The sequence below is a fragment of the Pigmentiphaga sp. GD03639 genome (assembly GCF_029845405.1).
GTDB lineage: Bacteria > Pseudomonadota > Gammaproteobacteria > Burkholderiales > Burkholderiaceae_B > Pigmentiphaga > Pigmentiphaga daeguensis.
Window position 1 is genome coordinate 169668 of record NZ_JAOCLR010000008.1, and the last position, 14278, is coordinate 183945.

Sequence of the window (14278 nt, forward strand, 5' to 3'; positions counted from 1 at the left end):
GGGGCGGGGCAACCCGGCTATTGTTGCTTTTGGGATCCGTGCGGCGCAAGCCGCGTTTTCAATTGGTTAAGCATGCGACAGCGCCGTGAAAGGAACTGGCGCTGCTTACTGCAGGGCTTCCAGCAAGTCCTGTTCGAACTGGATCTGGCTGCGCGCATTGTTGAGCGCGTCGCCGTCGATCAGGAAAGTGTCCTCGACCCGTTCGCCCAGGGTCATGACCTTGGCGGTCTTGAGGTTGATGCCGTGCTTGACGAAGGTGCGCGCCAGCGCGTGCAGCAGGCCGGTCCGGTCGGAGGCGGTCACGCTCAGTATCCACGATTGTCCGCGCTCGTCGGGCCGCAGTTCGATCGCGGGGGTGATCGGGAACATGCGCGACTGCCGCGACTGCCGGGGCCCCAGCGGGACGGCGTCGCCCGCCGAGGCCGGTCCGGCGGCGTTGGGCGTGGCCAGCCGCTGGGTCAGTTCGTGTTCGACCAGGCTCAGCAGCGAACGCTGTTCGCTGGGCGTGCCCTGGGCCAGCACGATGAAGCTGTCCAGCGCCCAGCCATGGCGCGTAGTGTGGATGCGGGCGTCCTGGATGCTGAGGTGGCGCTCGTCGAAATAGCCGCAGATGCGGGCGAACAGGTCGGGCTGGTCCTTGACGTAGACGACGATCTGCAGGCCTTCGCCGATGGGCGCCAGGCGGGCGCGCACGATGGGCGCCTCGCTGTTGACCTTGTTGTACAGGTGCCGGGTCTGCCAGGCGATCTCGGGCGCCTCGTGGCGCAGGAAATAGGCCACGTCCAGCTGCTTCCACAGCGCTTCGTGGGCGTCCTCGGTCAGCCCTGCCAGCCGCAGCGCGCCCAGCGCTTCTTCCTTGCGATTTTCCAGGATGGCCTTGGAGTCGGGGATCTCTCCGCCCAGCGCCCGCCGCGTCTTGACGAACAGGTCTTCGAGCAGCTTGCCTTTCCAGGCGTTCCAGACCTTGGGGCTGGTGCCGCGTATGTCGGCCACGGTCAGCAGGTAGAGCGCGGTCAGGTGCCGCGTGTCGCCCACCAGCGCCGCGAACTCCTGGATGACCTGCGGATCGGACAGGTCCTTTTTCTGCGCGACCGAGGACAGCGTGAGGTGCTGGCGCACCAGGAATTCCAGCAGTGCCGCGTCGTCCTTGGCCAGCCCGTGCTCGCGCGCGAACTTGCGCGCTTCCACGGCGCCCAGCTCGGAGTGATCGCCGCCGCGGCCCTTGGCGATGTCGTGGAACAGGGCCGCCGCGTACAGGATCCAGTGGCCGTCGAAGTTCGCGATCAACTGGCTGCACAGGGGGTACTCGTGCGCGTGTTCCGGCATGGTGAAGCGGCGCAGGTTGCGCACCACCATCAGGATGTGCTGGTCCACGGTGTAGGCGTGGAACAGGTCGTGCTGCATCTGGCCGACGATGCGGCGAAAGGGCAGCAGGTAGCGCGGCAGGATGCTGAGTTCGTTCATCCGGCGCAGCTCGTGCACGATGCCGCGCTGCTGTTGCAGGATGGACAGGAACAGGTGGCGGTTGACCGGATTGCGCCGGAACTGGGCGTCGATGCGCCGGCGCGCGTGCCAGATGGCGCGCAGCATGCGGGCCGACATGCCCTTGAGCGAGGGTTGCTGCTGCATGACCAGGAAGGCGCGCAGCAACAGCGTGGGGTTGCGCTCGAACGCGTCGTCCCGGTACATGTCCAGCCGTTCGTGCAGGCTGCGGAAGTCCTCGTCGATGGGCTGGGCTTCTTCGCCCGGCCGCGCGAACAGGCGCTCTTCCAGGTTCTGGACCAGGATGGTGTTGAGCTGGGTCACCAGCTTGGCCGCCCAGTAGTAGCGCTGCATCAGCATTTCGCTGGGGCGGCGCGCGCCGCCGGCCTCGATGCCGTAGACCTTGGCCATCGCCGGCTGGATGTCGAACACCAGTCTGTCCTCGCGCCGGCCGGTCAGCAGGTGCAGCTCGATGCGCAGGCGCTTGAAGGCCTGTTCGGCGCGCCGCAGGTGGCGGGCCTCGTCGGCCGTCAGCAGTCCCGCGCGGGCGACCTGTGCCCAGGTCTTGCCGAAGCCTGCCGCCCGCGCCATCCACAGGATGACCTGCAGGTCGCGCAGGCCGCCCGGCGATTCCTTGCAATTGGGTTCCAGCGCGTACGGCGTGTAGTTGTACTTGGTGTGCCGCTGCTGCATCTCCAGCTGCTTGTCGTGGAAGAAGGCACGCTTGTCCAGCCGGCCGCGCATCGCGGTCTCGAACTGGCGCATCAGCGTCCGGCTGCCGGCCAGGTAGCGGGCCTCCAGCAGCGCCGTTTCCACGGTGATGTCCCGGGCCGCCTCGGCCATGCATTCGTCCACCGTGCGGACGCTGTGGCCGGGCTCCAGCCCGATGTCCCACAGCGCCGTGATCAGCGCGCCTATCCTGGCCTCGTCCTCGGCGCCGGGGGGCTGGCGCAGCAGCACCAGCACGTCCACGTCGGAATAGGGATACAGCTCGCCGCGGCCGTAGCCGCCCACGGCCGCCAGTGTCGCGCCCTCGGGCAGCGGATGGCGCTCGAGCAGCGCCACCAGCGTGCGGTCGACGATGCGCCGCAGCTCGGTCAGCAGTCCATCGGCGCGCAGGTTCTCGCGGTAGGTGGCGATCGCGCGCTCGCGCGCTGCTCGCATGGTGTTGCGCAGGCCCTGCAGTTCGTTCAGGCCGGGCGAAGCCAGCGTGGCGGTGGACATGGACATGGGAGCAGGATCAGGCGGCCTTGGCGGTGACGAAGCTGGGCGGGGCGGGCATGCCGGGCGAGACGGTCAGGGTCTCGTAGCCCGAGTCCGTCACCACCACCGTGTGTTCCCATTGGGCCGACAGGCTGTGGTCCCGGGTCACGATGGTCCATCCATCGGCCAGTTCGCGAATTTCCCGGCGTCCGGCGTTGATCATGGGTTCCACGGTGAAGATCATGCCCGGCAGCAGTTCGATGCCGGTGCCGGGCTTGCCGTAGTGCAGCACCTGCGGGTCTTCGTGGAACACCTGGCCGATGCCGTGGCCGCAGAACTCCCGGACCACGCTGTAGCCGTGCGCCTCGGCGTGCTTCTGGATGGCGTGGCCGATGTCGCCCAGGTGGGCGCCGGGGCGGACCTGCTCGATGCCCAGCCACATGCACTCGTACGTGACCTGCGCCAGGCGGCGCGCCAGGATGGAGGGCTCGCCGGCGAAGAACATGCGGCTCGTGTCGCCGTGCCAGCCGTCCTTGATGATGGTGACGTCGATGTTGAGCGAGTCGCCGTTCTTCAGGACCTTGTCGCCGGGGATGCCGTGGCAGACCTGGTGGTTGACCGAGGTGCAGATGGCCCCGGTGAAGGGCGGGTAGCCCGGCGGCGCATAGCCGATGGTGGCCGACTTCACCTTCAGTTCGTCGGTCATGAATTCCAGGCACAGCCGGTCCAGTTCGCCGGTGGTCACGCCCGGCTTGACGTAGGGCGCGATGAAATCGAGCACGCTGGCCGCCGCCTGGCAGGCCTCGCGCATTTTCCCGATTTCCTCGGCCGACTTGATGGTGATGCTCATGATCTGCTTCCCGCGCTGTGTGCGCTCCACATTATGGCGCCGGACCGCCCGTCGCGCCCGCAGCCGGCCCGGACGGCGCCCGAAAGGGCAGGCGTCGAGGCTTTCTTGTAACAAGAAACGACGAGGGCCGGCGCCGGGGCCGAGGGATCGCTTGAGCAGGTGGTCCGGAAAATAGTAGAATTATAGGCTTCCTGTGATTTCAGGAAGCCAAAGGCCGGATCGGATCAGGGCGATCCTGGGGTGGCGGGGCGCCGCGTGGCGCGTCCATCATGCCAGAAAGCCTGGAGTTTCTCCAGGGATGTCGCCCGTCTTCGGCCTGGATTTTTCAACCGCGCGCCGTGTCGTCCAGGGTGCCGGCCGGGCCTAGTGTGCCTGGCGGGTGCTGATGCGGTGCAAGACCCAACCCTCGGAGTCAATATGTCCGTTAGCATGCGCGAAATGCTGGAAGCCGGTGTCCACTTTGGCCACCAAACCCGCTTCTGGAACCCCAAGATGGCCCCCTATATCTTCGGCCATCGCAACAAGATCCACATCATCAACCTCGAGAAGACCCTGGCCCTGTACCAGGACGCTCTGAAGTTCGTGCGTCAACTGTCGGCCCGCGGCGGCACGATCCTGTTCGTCAGCACCAAGCGCGCGGCTCGCGAGATCATCGCCGAGGAAGCGCAGCGCTGCGGCATGCCCTACGTCGACAGCCGCTGGCTGGGCGGCATGCTGACCAACTTCAAGACGGTCAAGACCTCGATCAAGCGCCTGAAGGACATGGAAGCCATGCAGGCCGAGGGCGCGACCGAGCGCATGAGCAAGAAGGAAGCGCTGATGTTCCAGCGCGAGCTCGAGAAGCTGAACAAGTCCATCGGCGGCATCAAGGACATGAACGGCCTGCCGGACGCGATCTTCATCATCGACGTCGGGTATCACAAAATTACCGTCACCGAAGCCAAGGCGCTTAACATTCCGGTCGTCGCCGTGGTGGATACTAACCACTCGCCGGACGGCGTGGCCCACGTCATCCCGGGCAACGACGATTCGTCCAAGGCGATCGCCCTGTATGCCCGCGGCGTGGCCGATGCCGTGCTGGAAGGCCGCGAACAGGCCCTGCAGGGCGTGGTCGATGCCGTGACCGAAGGCGGCGACGAGTTCGTGGAAGTCGAAGGCGAGGAGTAAGGTCCCCCTACGCGCTTGCGCGCGCCCCCCAGGGGGCGATGCGGGTGGACCGGCGGAGCCGGATCCACCGCATCCTGGGTCTGGGTGGGGATGTCTCGGCGCGAAGCGCCGCATTCTTGCCTGGATGCGGGAGTGGGCTTCTCTGCCGCTAGTAATGCTTGAAGGGGCCTTGTGCCCCTTCTTTTTAGTCAAACTATATTTCCGCCTTTGTCAGGGGCGGAAGATGTCAGGAGTAATCATGGCCGAAATTACCGCAGCAATGGTCAAGGAACTGCGCGAGAAGACCGACGCGCCCATGATGGAGTGCAAGAAGGCGTTGACCGAAGCCGGTGGCGATCTGGCCAAGGCCGAGGAAATCCTGCGCGTCAAGCTGGGCAGCAAGGCCAGCAAGGCCGCCGCCCGCGTGACCGCCGAAGGCCTGGTGGCCCTGTATGTCTCGGCCGATGCCAAGACCGGCGTCGCCGTCGAGGTCAACAGCGAAACCGACTTCGTGGCCAAGAACGACGATTTCGTCCAGTTCGCCAACGAAATCGCCGAGCTGATCGCCAAGGCCAACCCGGCCGACGTCGCCGCCCTGTCCGAGCTGGCGTTCCGTGACGGCACCGTGGAAAGCGTGCGTACCGCCCTGATCGGCAAGATCGGCGAGAACATCTCCATCCGCCGCTTCACCCGCATCGCCACAGAGAACAAGCTGGCCCAGTACGTGCACGGCGGCCGCATCGGCGTGCTGGTCGAGTACTCCGGCGACGAAACGCTGGGCAAGGACATCGCCATGCACGTCGCGGCCACCAAGCCGAAGGCGCTGGACGCCGCCGGCGTGTCGCAGGACGACATCCAGCGCGAGCGTTCGGTTGCCGAGCAGAAGGCCGCCGAATCGGGCAAGCCCGCCGACATCGTCGCCAAGATGGTCGAAGGTTCGGTCCAGAAGTTCCTGAAAGAGGTTACGCTGTTGTCGCAACCGTTCGTCAAGGACGACAAGCAGACCGTCCAGCAGGTGCTCAAGGCCAAGAACTCCGCCGTCCAGCAATTCGTGCTGTACGTGGTGGGCGAAGGCATCGAGAAGAAGGTCACCGACTTCGCCGCAGAAGTCGCTGCCCAGGCTGCTGCTGCAAAGAGTTAGTCCCCCCCTACGCGCTTACGCGCGCCCCCCGGGGGCGGCCTCGAGGGACCGGCGGAGCCGGATCCCTCGTGCCTCGTCTGGGGGAAGTGGGGCTGTTGTAAAGATGTAGACGTAACGCAGCGCAGAAGGGTGGGCCTCTGTGGGCGGAGATGGGCCGGATGTCGGCGATTGCGCGGGAGCATGTATGACGGTGGAAATGAACGCATCTGGAACGAAAACGGGGGCGTACAAGCGCGTCCTGCTCAAGCTGTCGGGCGAAGCCCTGATGGGTGACGATGCGTTCGGTATCAACCGGGCGACCATCGGCCGCATGGTCGAGGAAATTGCCGAGGTGGCCGAGCTGGGCGTCGAGCTGGCGCTGGTCATCGGCGGCGGCAACATCTTCCGCGGCGTGGCGCCGGGTGCCCAGGGCATGGACCGCGCCACCGCCGACTACATGGGCATGATGGCCACCATCATGAACTCCCTGGCGCTGCAGGACGCGCTCAAGCGCCGCGGCGTCGATGCGCGCGTGCAATCGGCGCTGACCATCGAGCAGGTGGTCGAGCCCTACATCCGCCCCAAGGCCCTGCGCTACCTGGAAGAGGGCAAGGTCGTGATCTTCGCGGCCGGCACGGGCAACCCGTTCTTCACCACCGACACCGCCGCCGCCCTGCGCGGCGCCGAGGTCGGTGCCGAAATCGTATTGAAGGCAACCAAGGTCGACGGCATCTATTCGGCCGATCCCAAGAAGGATCCCACGGCTACGCGCTACAGCCGCATCAGTTTCGACGAGGCCATCGTGCGCCGCCTGGAAGTGATGGATGCGACGGCGTTCGCGCTGTGCCGCGACCAGAAACTGCCGATCAAGGTTTTTTCGATCAACAAGCCTGGCGCCCTGAAGCGCGTCGTCTCGGGCGACGACGAAGGCACGCTGGTGCACGTTTGATCGATTGTTCAGCATTTAGGAGACCGCAATGAGCGCTTCCGACGTCAAGAAAAACGCCGAGACCAAGATGGGCAAGTCCATCGAGACCCTGAAGGGCAGTCTCGCGAAGATCCGTACGGGTCGTGCCCATGCCGGCATACTGGACCATGTCCAGGTCGAGTACTACGGTTCCATGGTTCCGCTGAGCCAGGTCGCCAACGTCAGCGTGCTGGATGCGCGTACCCTGAGCGTCCAGGCGTGGGAAAAGAAGATGGCCCAGGTGGTCGAGAAGGCCATCCGGGAATCCGACCTGGGTCTCAACCCCCAGTCCATGGGCGACCTGATCCGCGTGCCGATGCCGGCGCTGACCGAAGAGCGCCGCCGCGAGCTGACCAAGGTGGTCAAGAGCGAGGGCGAGGATGCCAAGGTCGCCGTGCGCAACCTGCGGCGCGACGCCAACGAGCAGCTCAAGCGCCTGGTCAAGGACAAGGAAATCTCCGAGGACGAAGAACGCCGCGCGCAGGACGACGTCCAGAAGCTGACCGATCGTTTCGTCGCCGAGATCGACAAGGTGGTCGCGCAGAAAGAAGCGGAGATCATGACGGTTTGAGTTCCGCCATGTACATTCGGTCCCAGCGGAGCTGACATGGTCCTGAGTTCAACCCTCGGCATTCCCCGTACCGACGCCGTGCCCAGGCACGTGGCGATCATCATGGACGGCAACGGCCGATGGGCCACGCAGCGCTTCCTGCCCCGCGTGGCGGGCCACAAGAAGGGCGTGGATGCCGTCAGGGCGGTGGTGGAGGCCTGCGCCGTCCGCGGCATCGAATACCTGACCCTGTTCGCCTTCAGTTCCGAGAACTGGCGCCGTCCGCCCGACGAGGTGTCCCTGCTGATGCGGCTGTTCGTCCACGCGCTGGAGCGCGAGGTCGCCAGGCTGGCCCGCAACGGCATCAAGCTCAAGGTCGTGGGGGACATCAGCGCGTTCGAGCCCCGGCTGCGCGAGCTGATCGCCGACGTGGAAGCCCGCACCCGCGACAACGACCGCCTGACGCTGACGATCGCCGCCAACTATGGCGGCCGCTGGGACATCCTGGAAGCGACGCGCCGCCTGCTGGCTGCGCGTCCGGACCTGGCTGCCCATCCCGAGCAACTGGACGAGGCCATGCTGACGCCGCATCTGTCGATGGCGTACGCGCCGGAGCCGGACCTGTTCATCCGCACGGGCGGCGAGCAGCGCATCTCCAACTTCCTGGTCTGGCAACTGGCCTATACCGAGCTGTATTTCACCGACTGCTTCTGGCCCGATTTCGACGCCGATCAACTGGATCTGGCGTGCAAGTCCTATCGCAGCCGCGAGCGCCGCTTCGGCCGCACCAGCGCCCAGCTGAAGGCGCCGGCGGCGGTTTCCTCGAACGGCGGCTAGACCCATGCTCGGGCAGCGCGTCGTCACCGCCATCGTCCTGCTGATCGTCCTGGTCGCCGTGCTGGCGGTGGCCGATCCGCGCCCCTTCGAGATCCTGATGGCGGTGTTCGTGGGCTGCGCGCTGTGGGAGTGGTGGCGCCTGACGCTTTCGCCCCGCGGCGGCACCGGCCGCGCCCATCTGCCCGCCATCGCGGCGGGCGTGGTACTGGGCGCCGCCCTGGTCGCCTGGCGCTGGAACAGCGGCGGCGCCGACCTCTCGGCCGGTCCCGCCGGCAACTTCTGGCGCGGCCTGTGGATCGCCGTCTCGGCGGTCTGGGTGGGCCTGCTGGTCCCCATGCTGTTTCGCGCCAGTCCGGATGCCGAGCCCCGCAACCCCTGGCTGACCGCGCTGGCGCCGTTTGCGCTGCTGGCCGCCTGGTCGGCGCTGACCGCGGCGTTCGGACGCGGCGTGCCCTTCCTGCTCACCCTGATGGCGGTGGTCTGGATCGCCGACATCTCGGCGTATTTCGTCGGCCGCGCGCTGGGGCGCAACAAGCTCGCACCCCACATCAGCCCGGGCAAGACCCGCGAGGGCGCGCTGGGCGGCGTCGTGTGCGTGGTCGTCTTCGTGCTGGCCTGCGGCTTCTTCCCCGGCACCTTCGGCGCCGCCCTGGTCGAGCGCTGGGGATGGGCCGGAGCCCTGGCCCTGGCCGTGGTGCTGGCGGCGCTGTCCATCGCGGGCGACCTGTTCGAATCGCTCATCAAGCGGCGCGCCGGCATCAAGGATTCCAGCAACCTGCTGCCGGGCCACGGCGGCGTGCTGGATCGCATCGATGCCCTGATTCCCGTCCTGCCGCTGGCCGTCCTGCTGTCATGACCTTCCGTACCGTCACCATACTGGGCGCCACCGGCTCCATCGGCGCCAGCACGCTGGACGTGATCGCGCGCCACCCGCAGCGCTACCGCGTTCATGCCCTGAGCGCCCACAGCCGCATGGAACAGCTCGCCGCCCAGGCGGAGGCCAGCCAGGCTGCCGTCGTGGTGGTGCCCGATGATGCGGCGCGCCAGCGTTTCGTCGATGCGTGGCGGGGCAGGGCACGGTTGCCGGAGATCCGCGTGGGCGCGCAGGCGCTGGCCGATACCGCCGCCGACGAGGCCAGCGACACGGTCATGGCCGCCATCGTGGGCGCCGCGGGCCTGCCTTCGGCGCTGGCGGCCGCCAGCGCCGGCAAGCGGGTGCTGCTGGCGAACAAAGAGGCCCTGGTGGTGGCGGGGCGCCTGTTCATGGACGCGGTGCGCGACAACGGCGCCGAACTCCTGCCTATCGACAGCGAACACAACGCCATCTTCCAGTGCCTGCCCCATGGCGCCCGGGCGTCGGCGGCCCAGGCGCCCGCGCCGGGCGTGCGCCGGCTGCTGTTGACCGCCTCGGGCGGACCATTCCGTACCCGGCCGCTGGACAGCCTGGCGGACGTCACCCCAGACCAGGCCTGTGCCCATCCCAATTGGTCCATGGGGCGCAAGATCTCGGTCGATTCGGCCACGATGCTGAACAAGGGGCTGGAGGTCATCGAGGCGCACTGGCTGTTCGCGATGCCGCCGGAGCGCATCGACGTCGTGGTGCATCCGCAAAGCGTGATCCACTCCATGGTCGAGTACGACGACGGGTCGGTGCTGGCGCAGCTCGGGCATCCCGACATGCGGACCCCCATCGCGTACGGCCTCGCATTCCCCGAGCGCATCGCCACGGGCGTCGGCCCGCTGGACCTGGCCCGGCTGGGCCGCCTGGACTTCGAGGCCCCCGACCTGGCCCGCTTTCCGTGCCTGCGCCTGGCGTTCGAGGCGTTGCGGGGCGGGCAGGGCGCCTGCGTGGCCCTGAACGCCGCCAACGAAGTGGCCGTCGAGGCCTTCCTGCGGGGCGCCGCCCCCTATCCGGCAATCGCGGCTATCATCGAGACCGTGCTGGATGGCGCCTGGGTCCGGGCCGCGGACCGGCTGGGCAGCCTGGAAGGCCTGCTCGACCTGGACCGCGAGGCGCGCGCCCGGGCTGGCGAGGCCCTGGCCCGGAACGCCGGGCCCTAGGAAGCGCGCTTGCCGCGCACCCGGGTTGGCGGCCACCGGCCTTTGGCCGATGATCCTGTCATGTTCGCTTACCGAGATTCCCCGTGTATTGCCGGAGCCGGCGTGCATTTCCGTGTTAAATCGTCGGTTCGGCATCCAGGCCAGGATGCCGGAGCAAGGAGATTTCCATGTTGTTGACGTTGGCGGCCTTCGCCGTCGCGCTGGGCGTGCTGGTGGTGATCCACGAACTGGGGCACTACCTCGTGGCCCGCGCGTGCGGGGTGCGCATCCTGAGGTTCTCGGTGGGATTCGGCAAGGTGCTGTGCAAGCGCACCGACCGCCACGGCACCGAATGGGCCCTGTCGGTGATCCCGCTGGGCGGTTACGTGAAGATGCTGGACGAGCGCGAGGGCGAGGTGCCCGCCGCCGAGCGGGGCCGCGCGTTCAATGCCCAGCCGGTGGGCAAGCGCATCGCCATCGTCGCGGCCGGGCCGGTGTTCAACCTGGTGCTCGCGGCGCTGCTGTACGCGGCGCTGAACATGGCCGGCGTCAAGGAACCGGCGGCCGTGCTGGGCGCGCCGGCGGCCGGCACGCCGGCCTTCGCGGCGGGCGTCCAGGCGGGCGACCGCATCCTCGCCATCGACGGCGCCCAGGTGGGTACCTGGGGCGACGCGCGGTGGATGCTGCTCAAGAGCCTGACCGACAAGGCCCGTCCCGCCGTCGAGGTGCAGACGGCCAGCGGCGAGCGCCGCGTGCGCACGGTCGACTTCTCCCGCGCCGCGCTGGGCCAGATGGAAGGCGACGTGCTGGGCCGCGAGGGCTTCGGCCTGGCCAGCCCGAAACCCGTGATCCGCAGCATCGTGCCCGAGAGCGCCGCCGCCCAGGCGGGCCTGCTGGCCGGCGACAGGGTGGTGGCGGCAGGCGACAAGAAGGATCCCTCGGCCACCGAACTGATCACGCTGATCCAGGCGCATGCCGGCCAGCCGCTGCGCCTGTCCGTGATACGCGACGGGGCGGCGCTGGCGATCGACGTCCTGCCGCGCGAGGAGCGCCAGGCGGACGGTACGCTGGTGGGCCGCATCGGCGCCCAGATCGGCGGCGACATCCAGCTCATCACCGTGCGCCATGGTCCGGTCGAAAGCCTGGCCATGGGCGCCCGCCGCACCGCCGAGGTGTCCTGGTTCTCGCTGCGGATGCTGGGCAAGATGCTGGTGGGGGACGTGGCCCTGAGCAACCTCAGCGGGCCGGTGACCATCGCCGACTACGCCGGCCAGACGGCCAGGATGGGCCTGGAGGCCTACATCGCCTTCCTGGCGCTGGTCAGCGTCAGCCTGGGCGTGCTGAATCTCCTGCCCATCCCCATGCTGGACGGGGGGCACCTGCTGTATTATCTCGTCGAGATCATCCGGGGCAGTCCGCCGCCGGAACGCTGGATGGAAGTGGGGCAGCGCGCCGGGTTCGGCATCCTGATGGTGCTGATGGCCGTTGCCTTGTTCAACGACTTTACGCGACTGCTGACCTAGAACCCATGCGCGCCGCCTTGCCCGCCGCCCCCGTGGACCGTGCCTCGACCGCCCGGGCCGGATCGAGCCGCACGCCGCGCTTTCGCATATCACTCAATTAAGAAAACTCCGGGATTACGCATGACCAATCGCACCCGGCGCATGCCGCGTCTGCTGTCCATTTTGCTGGCCATGGCGGTCACCCCCCTGGCCTACGCCTTCGATCCCTTCGTTGTCCGCGACATCCGGGTGGAAGGCATCCAGCGCACCGAGGCCGGCACGGTCTTCGGGTACCTGCCGGTCAAGGTGGGCGAGCGCTTCACCGAAGAGCAGGCCACGCAGGCGGTGCGGGCGCTGTACGGCACGGGCTTCTTCCGCGACGTGCGGATCGAGGTCGAGAATGACGTGGTGGTGGTCATCGTCGACGAACGCCCCGCGATCGCCGCGATCTCCTTCAACGGCATGCGTGAATTCGAGTCCGCCAACGTACTCAAGTCGCTGGCCGAAGTGGGCTTCGCCGAGGCCCGCATCTTCGACCGCGCCTTGCTCGACCGCGCCGTGCAGGAACTCAAGCGACAGTACCTGGCGCGCGGCAAGTACTCGGTCGAGATCGTGCCCACGATCACGCCGCTCGAACGCAACCGCGTCGGCATCACCTTCGACATCTTCGAAGGCGACGTGGCGCGCATCGCGGGCATCAAGATCATCGGCGCCAAGGCCATCCGCGAAAGCGAGCTGCTGGACCTGCTGCAGCTCACCACGCCGGGCTGGCTGACCTGGTATACCAAGGCCGACCAGTATTCCCGCCAGAAGCTGCAGGGCGACATCGAAACCCTGCGCTCCTACTACATGAACCGCGGCTACCTGGAATTCAACGTCGATTCGCCGCAGGTCACGATCTCGCCCGACCGCAAGGACATCTTCATCACCCTGTCCATCACGGAAGGCGACAAATACTCGGTCAGCGACGTCAAGCTGGCGGGCGACCTGCTGGGCCTGGACGACGAGCTCAACAAGCTGATCACGGTCAAGCCGGGCGAGACCTTCTCGGCCGAGAAGGTCAACGCCTCCAGCAAGGCCATCACCGACTACCTGGGCAAGCTGGGCTATGCCTTCAGCAACGTCAACGCCACGCCCCAGGTCGATCGCGAGAAAAAAACGGCGGCCATCACCTTCTTCGTCGATCCCAACCGCCGCGTGTACGTGCGCCGCGTGAACATCGGCGGCAACACCCGCACCCGCGACGTCGTGATCCGCCGCGAGATGCGCCAGCTCGAGAGCGCCTGGTACGACGCCGGCAAGATCCAGCTGTCGCGCGACCGGATCGACCGCCTGGGCTACTTCCAGAACATCAACATCGAGACGCCGCCGGTGCCGGGCACGCCCGACCAGATCGACGTCAACGTGAACGTCCAGGAAAAGCCGACCGGCATGATCAACCTGGGCGCGGGCTTCAGCAGTACCGACAAGGTGGTGCTGTCGGCGGGCATCAGCCAGGACAACATCTTCGGCAGCGGCACCACCGCCGGCCTGGAGCTGAACACCGGCAAGACCTACCGCACGATCGCGATCAGCCAGACCAATCCGTACTTCACGCAGGATGGCATCAGCCGCTCGACCAGCCTGTACTACCGTACGCTGCGTCCGCTGTCGATCAACACCGGCGACTACCGCATCAAGACCATGGGGGCGAGCCTGACGTTCGGCGTGCCGTTCACGGAAACCCAGCGCGTGTTCTTCGGCACCGCGCTGGAAGCCAACGACATCGACATCTACGACAGCAGCCCCCAGCGCTTCATCGACTACGTCAATACCTTCGGGGCTCGCAGCAACGCCGTCATCTTCTCGGTGGGCTGGAGCAACGACCGGCGCGACAGCGCGCTGGCGCCCACGCGCGGCACCTACCAGCGCGCGGCCGGCGAAACCTCGCTGTTCGGCGACCTGCGCTACTACAAGGCCAGCTACCAGCACCAGTACTACTGGCCCATCACGCGCAGCATGACGCTGGCGCTGAACGGCCAGGTCGACTACGGCAAGGGCTTCGGCGGCCGGCCGTACCCGCTGCTCAAGAACGTGTACGCCGGCGGTATCGGATCGGTGCGCGGCTTCGACGGCGGTTCGCTGGGTCCGCGCGACAGCAAGAACGGCGACAGCCTGGGCGGCGCCAAGCGGGTCATCGCCAATGCCGAGCTGCTGCTGCCGTTCCCCGGCACCCAGCAGGACCGCACGCTGCGCTGGTTCCTGTTCGCCGACGCGGGTAACGTCTACGCCGACGAGGAGAACATCAACCTGGGCCAGCTGCGCTACTCGGCCGGTATCGGCCTGAGCTGGCAATCGCCCATCGGTCCTCTGAAGATCTCCTTCGGCAAGGCGCTCAACGCCAAGCCGCAGGACCGGACCCAGAGCTTCCAGTTCCAGATCGGCACGGGGTTCTGACGAGGCGAACGAGGCGGGCGGCCGCAAGGCCTATGCCCGCCCGGGAATTTTTCTGCTACAACCAATTACCAGGGCGCGGCCCTGGGCGCTTGCCCGGCCCGGCGCCATTAGTGGCAAAATACACGACTACCTTCCTAGCGAGAAA

At 67.2% G+C, this 14278-nt stretch carries 11 protein-coding genes; 9 read left to right on the plus strand and 2 right to left on the minus strand.

Features of this window, described 5'->3' with window-relative positions:
* Positions 1–105: 105 nt before the first annotated feature.
* Positions 106–2706: a [protein-PII] uridylyltransferase gene (locus N5K27_RS11420; protein ID WP_279816589.1), complete on the minus strand. Its 2601-nt coding sequence runs from the start codon at positions 2704–2706 to the stop codon at positions 106–108.
* Between the two features lie 16 nt (positions 2707–2722).
* Positions 2723–3535, minus strand: a complete 813-nt coding sequence (gene map, locus N5K27_RS11425; protein ID WP_087837406.1) for a type I methionyl aminopeptidase — start codon at positions 3533–3535, stop codon at positions 2723–2725.
* A gap of 417 nt (positions 3536–3952) precedes the next feature.
* On the opposite strand from map, the gene rpsB reads away from it, so the two are divergent.
* The 9 genes from rpsB (at position 3953) to bamA (ending at position 14133) form a co-directional block, all read left to right on the plus strand.
* On the plus strand, positions 3953–4702 hold the full coding sequence (rpsB, locus tag N5K27_RS11430) for a 30S ribosomal protein S2 (RefSeq protein WP_087837405.1): 750 nt from the start codon (positions 3953–3955) through the stop codon (positions 4700–4702).
* Positions 4703–4940: 238 nt separating this feature from the next.
* Positions 4941–5822, plus strand: coding sequence for a translation elongation factor Ts (gene tsf, locus N5K27_RS11435; RefSeq protein WP_087837404.1), 882 nt, complete (start codon positions 4941–4943; stop codon positions 5820–5822).
* Between the two features lie 196 nt (positions 5823–6018).
* Positions 6019–6750 (plus strand): UMP kinase, encoded by a 732-nt coding sequence (pyrH, locus tag N5K27_RS11440; protein WP_087837431.1) that lies wholly within the window; start codon positions 6019–6021, stop codon positions 6748–6750.
* A 28-nt stretch (positions 6751–6778) separates the two neighbouring features.
* The gene (gene frr, locus N5K27_RS11445) at positions 6779–7339 is read left to right on the plus strand and encodes a ribosome recycling factor (RefSeq protein WP_087837403.1); all 561 of its coding nucleotides are present in this window, start codon (positions 6779–6781) and stop codon (positions 7337–7339) included.
* A gap of 36 nt (positions 7340–7375) precedes the next feature.
* Complete coding sequence (uppS, locus tag N5K27_RS11450) at positions 7376–8155, plus strand: polyprenyl diphosphate synthase (RefSeq protein WP_087837402.1); 780 nt, start codon at positions 7376–7378, stop codon at positions 8153–8155.
* 4 nt (positions 8156–8159) lie between these two features.
* Entirely contained in the window at positions 8160–9011 is an 852-nt protein-coding gene (locus N5K27_RS11455; protein WP_279816499.1) for a phosphatidate cytidylyltransferase, read from the plus strand.
* Positions 9008–10216 carry a 1-deoxy-D-xylulose-5-phosphate reductoisomerase gene (locus N5K27_RS11460; RefSeq protein ID WP_279816501.1) on the plus strand — a complete coding sequence of 403 codons (1209 nt, stop codon included), beginning with the start codon at positions 9008–9010 and terminating at the stop codon, positions 10214–10216. The genes N5K27_RS11455 and N5K27_RS11460 overlap by 4 nt, the downstream gene beginning before the upstream one ends.
* Positions 10217–10383: 167 nt before the next feature.
* On the plus strand, positions 10384–11718 hold the full coding sequence (gene rseP, locus N5K27_RS11465; protein WP_279816503.1) for an RIP metalloprotease RseP: 1335 nt from the start codon (positions 10384–10386) through the stop codon (positions 11716–11718).
* 120 nt (positions 11719–11838) lie between these two features.
* On the plus strand, positions 11839–14133 hold the full coding sequence (bamA, locus tag N5K27_RS11470; protein WP_279816505.1) for an outer membrane protein assembly factor BamA: 2295 nt from the start codon (positions 11839–11841) through the stop codon (positions 14131–14133).
* The last annotated feature ends 145 nt before the right edge of the window (positions 14134–14278 follow it).

Coding starts and splice junctions, on each gene's coding strand:
- N5K27_RS11420 (WP_279816589.1), bottom strand. CDS start 2,706: ATGTCCACCGCCACGCTGGCTTCGCCCGGCCTGAACGAACTGCAGGGC.
- map (WP_087837406.1), bottom strand. CDS start 3,535: ATGAGCATCACCATCAAGTCGGCCGAGGAAATCGGGAAAATGCGCGAG.
- rpsB (WP_087837405.1), top strand. CDS start 3,953: ATGTCCGTTAGCATGCGCGAAATGCTGGAAGCCGGTGTCCACTTTGGC.
- tsf (WP_087837404.1), top strand. CDS start 4,941: ATGGCCGAAATTACCGCAGCAATGGTCAAGGAACTGCGCGAGAAGACC.
- pyrH (WP_087837431.1), top strand. CDS start 6,019: ATGAACGCATCTGGAACGAAAACGGGGGCGTACAAGCGCGTCCTGCTC.
- frr (WP_087837403.1), top strand. CDS start 6,779: ATGAGCGCTTCCGACGTCAAGAAAAACGCCGAGACCAAGATGGGCAAG.
- uppS (WP_087837402.1), top strand. CDS start 7,376: ATGGTCCTGAGTTCAACCCTCGGCATTCCCCGTACCGACGCCGTGCCC.
- N5K27_RS11455 (WP_279816499.1), top strand. CDS start 8,160: ATGCTCGGGCAGCGCGTCGTCACCGCCATCGTCCTGCTGATCGTCCTG.
- N5K27_RS11460 (WP_279816501.1), top strand. CDS start 9,008: ATGACCTTCCGTACCGTCACCATACTGGGCGCCACCGGCTCCATCGGC.
- rseP (WP_279816503.1), top strand. CDS start 10,384: ATGTTGTTGACGTTGGCGGCCTTCGCCGTCGCGCTGGGCGTGCTGGTG.
- bamA (WP_279816505.1), top strand. CDS start 11,839: ATGACCAATCGCACCCGGCGCATGCCGCGTCTGCTGTCCATTTTGCTG.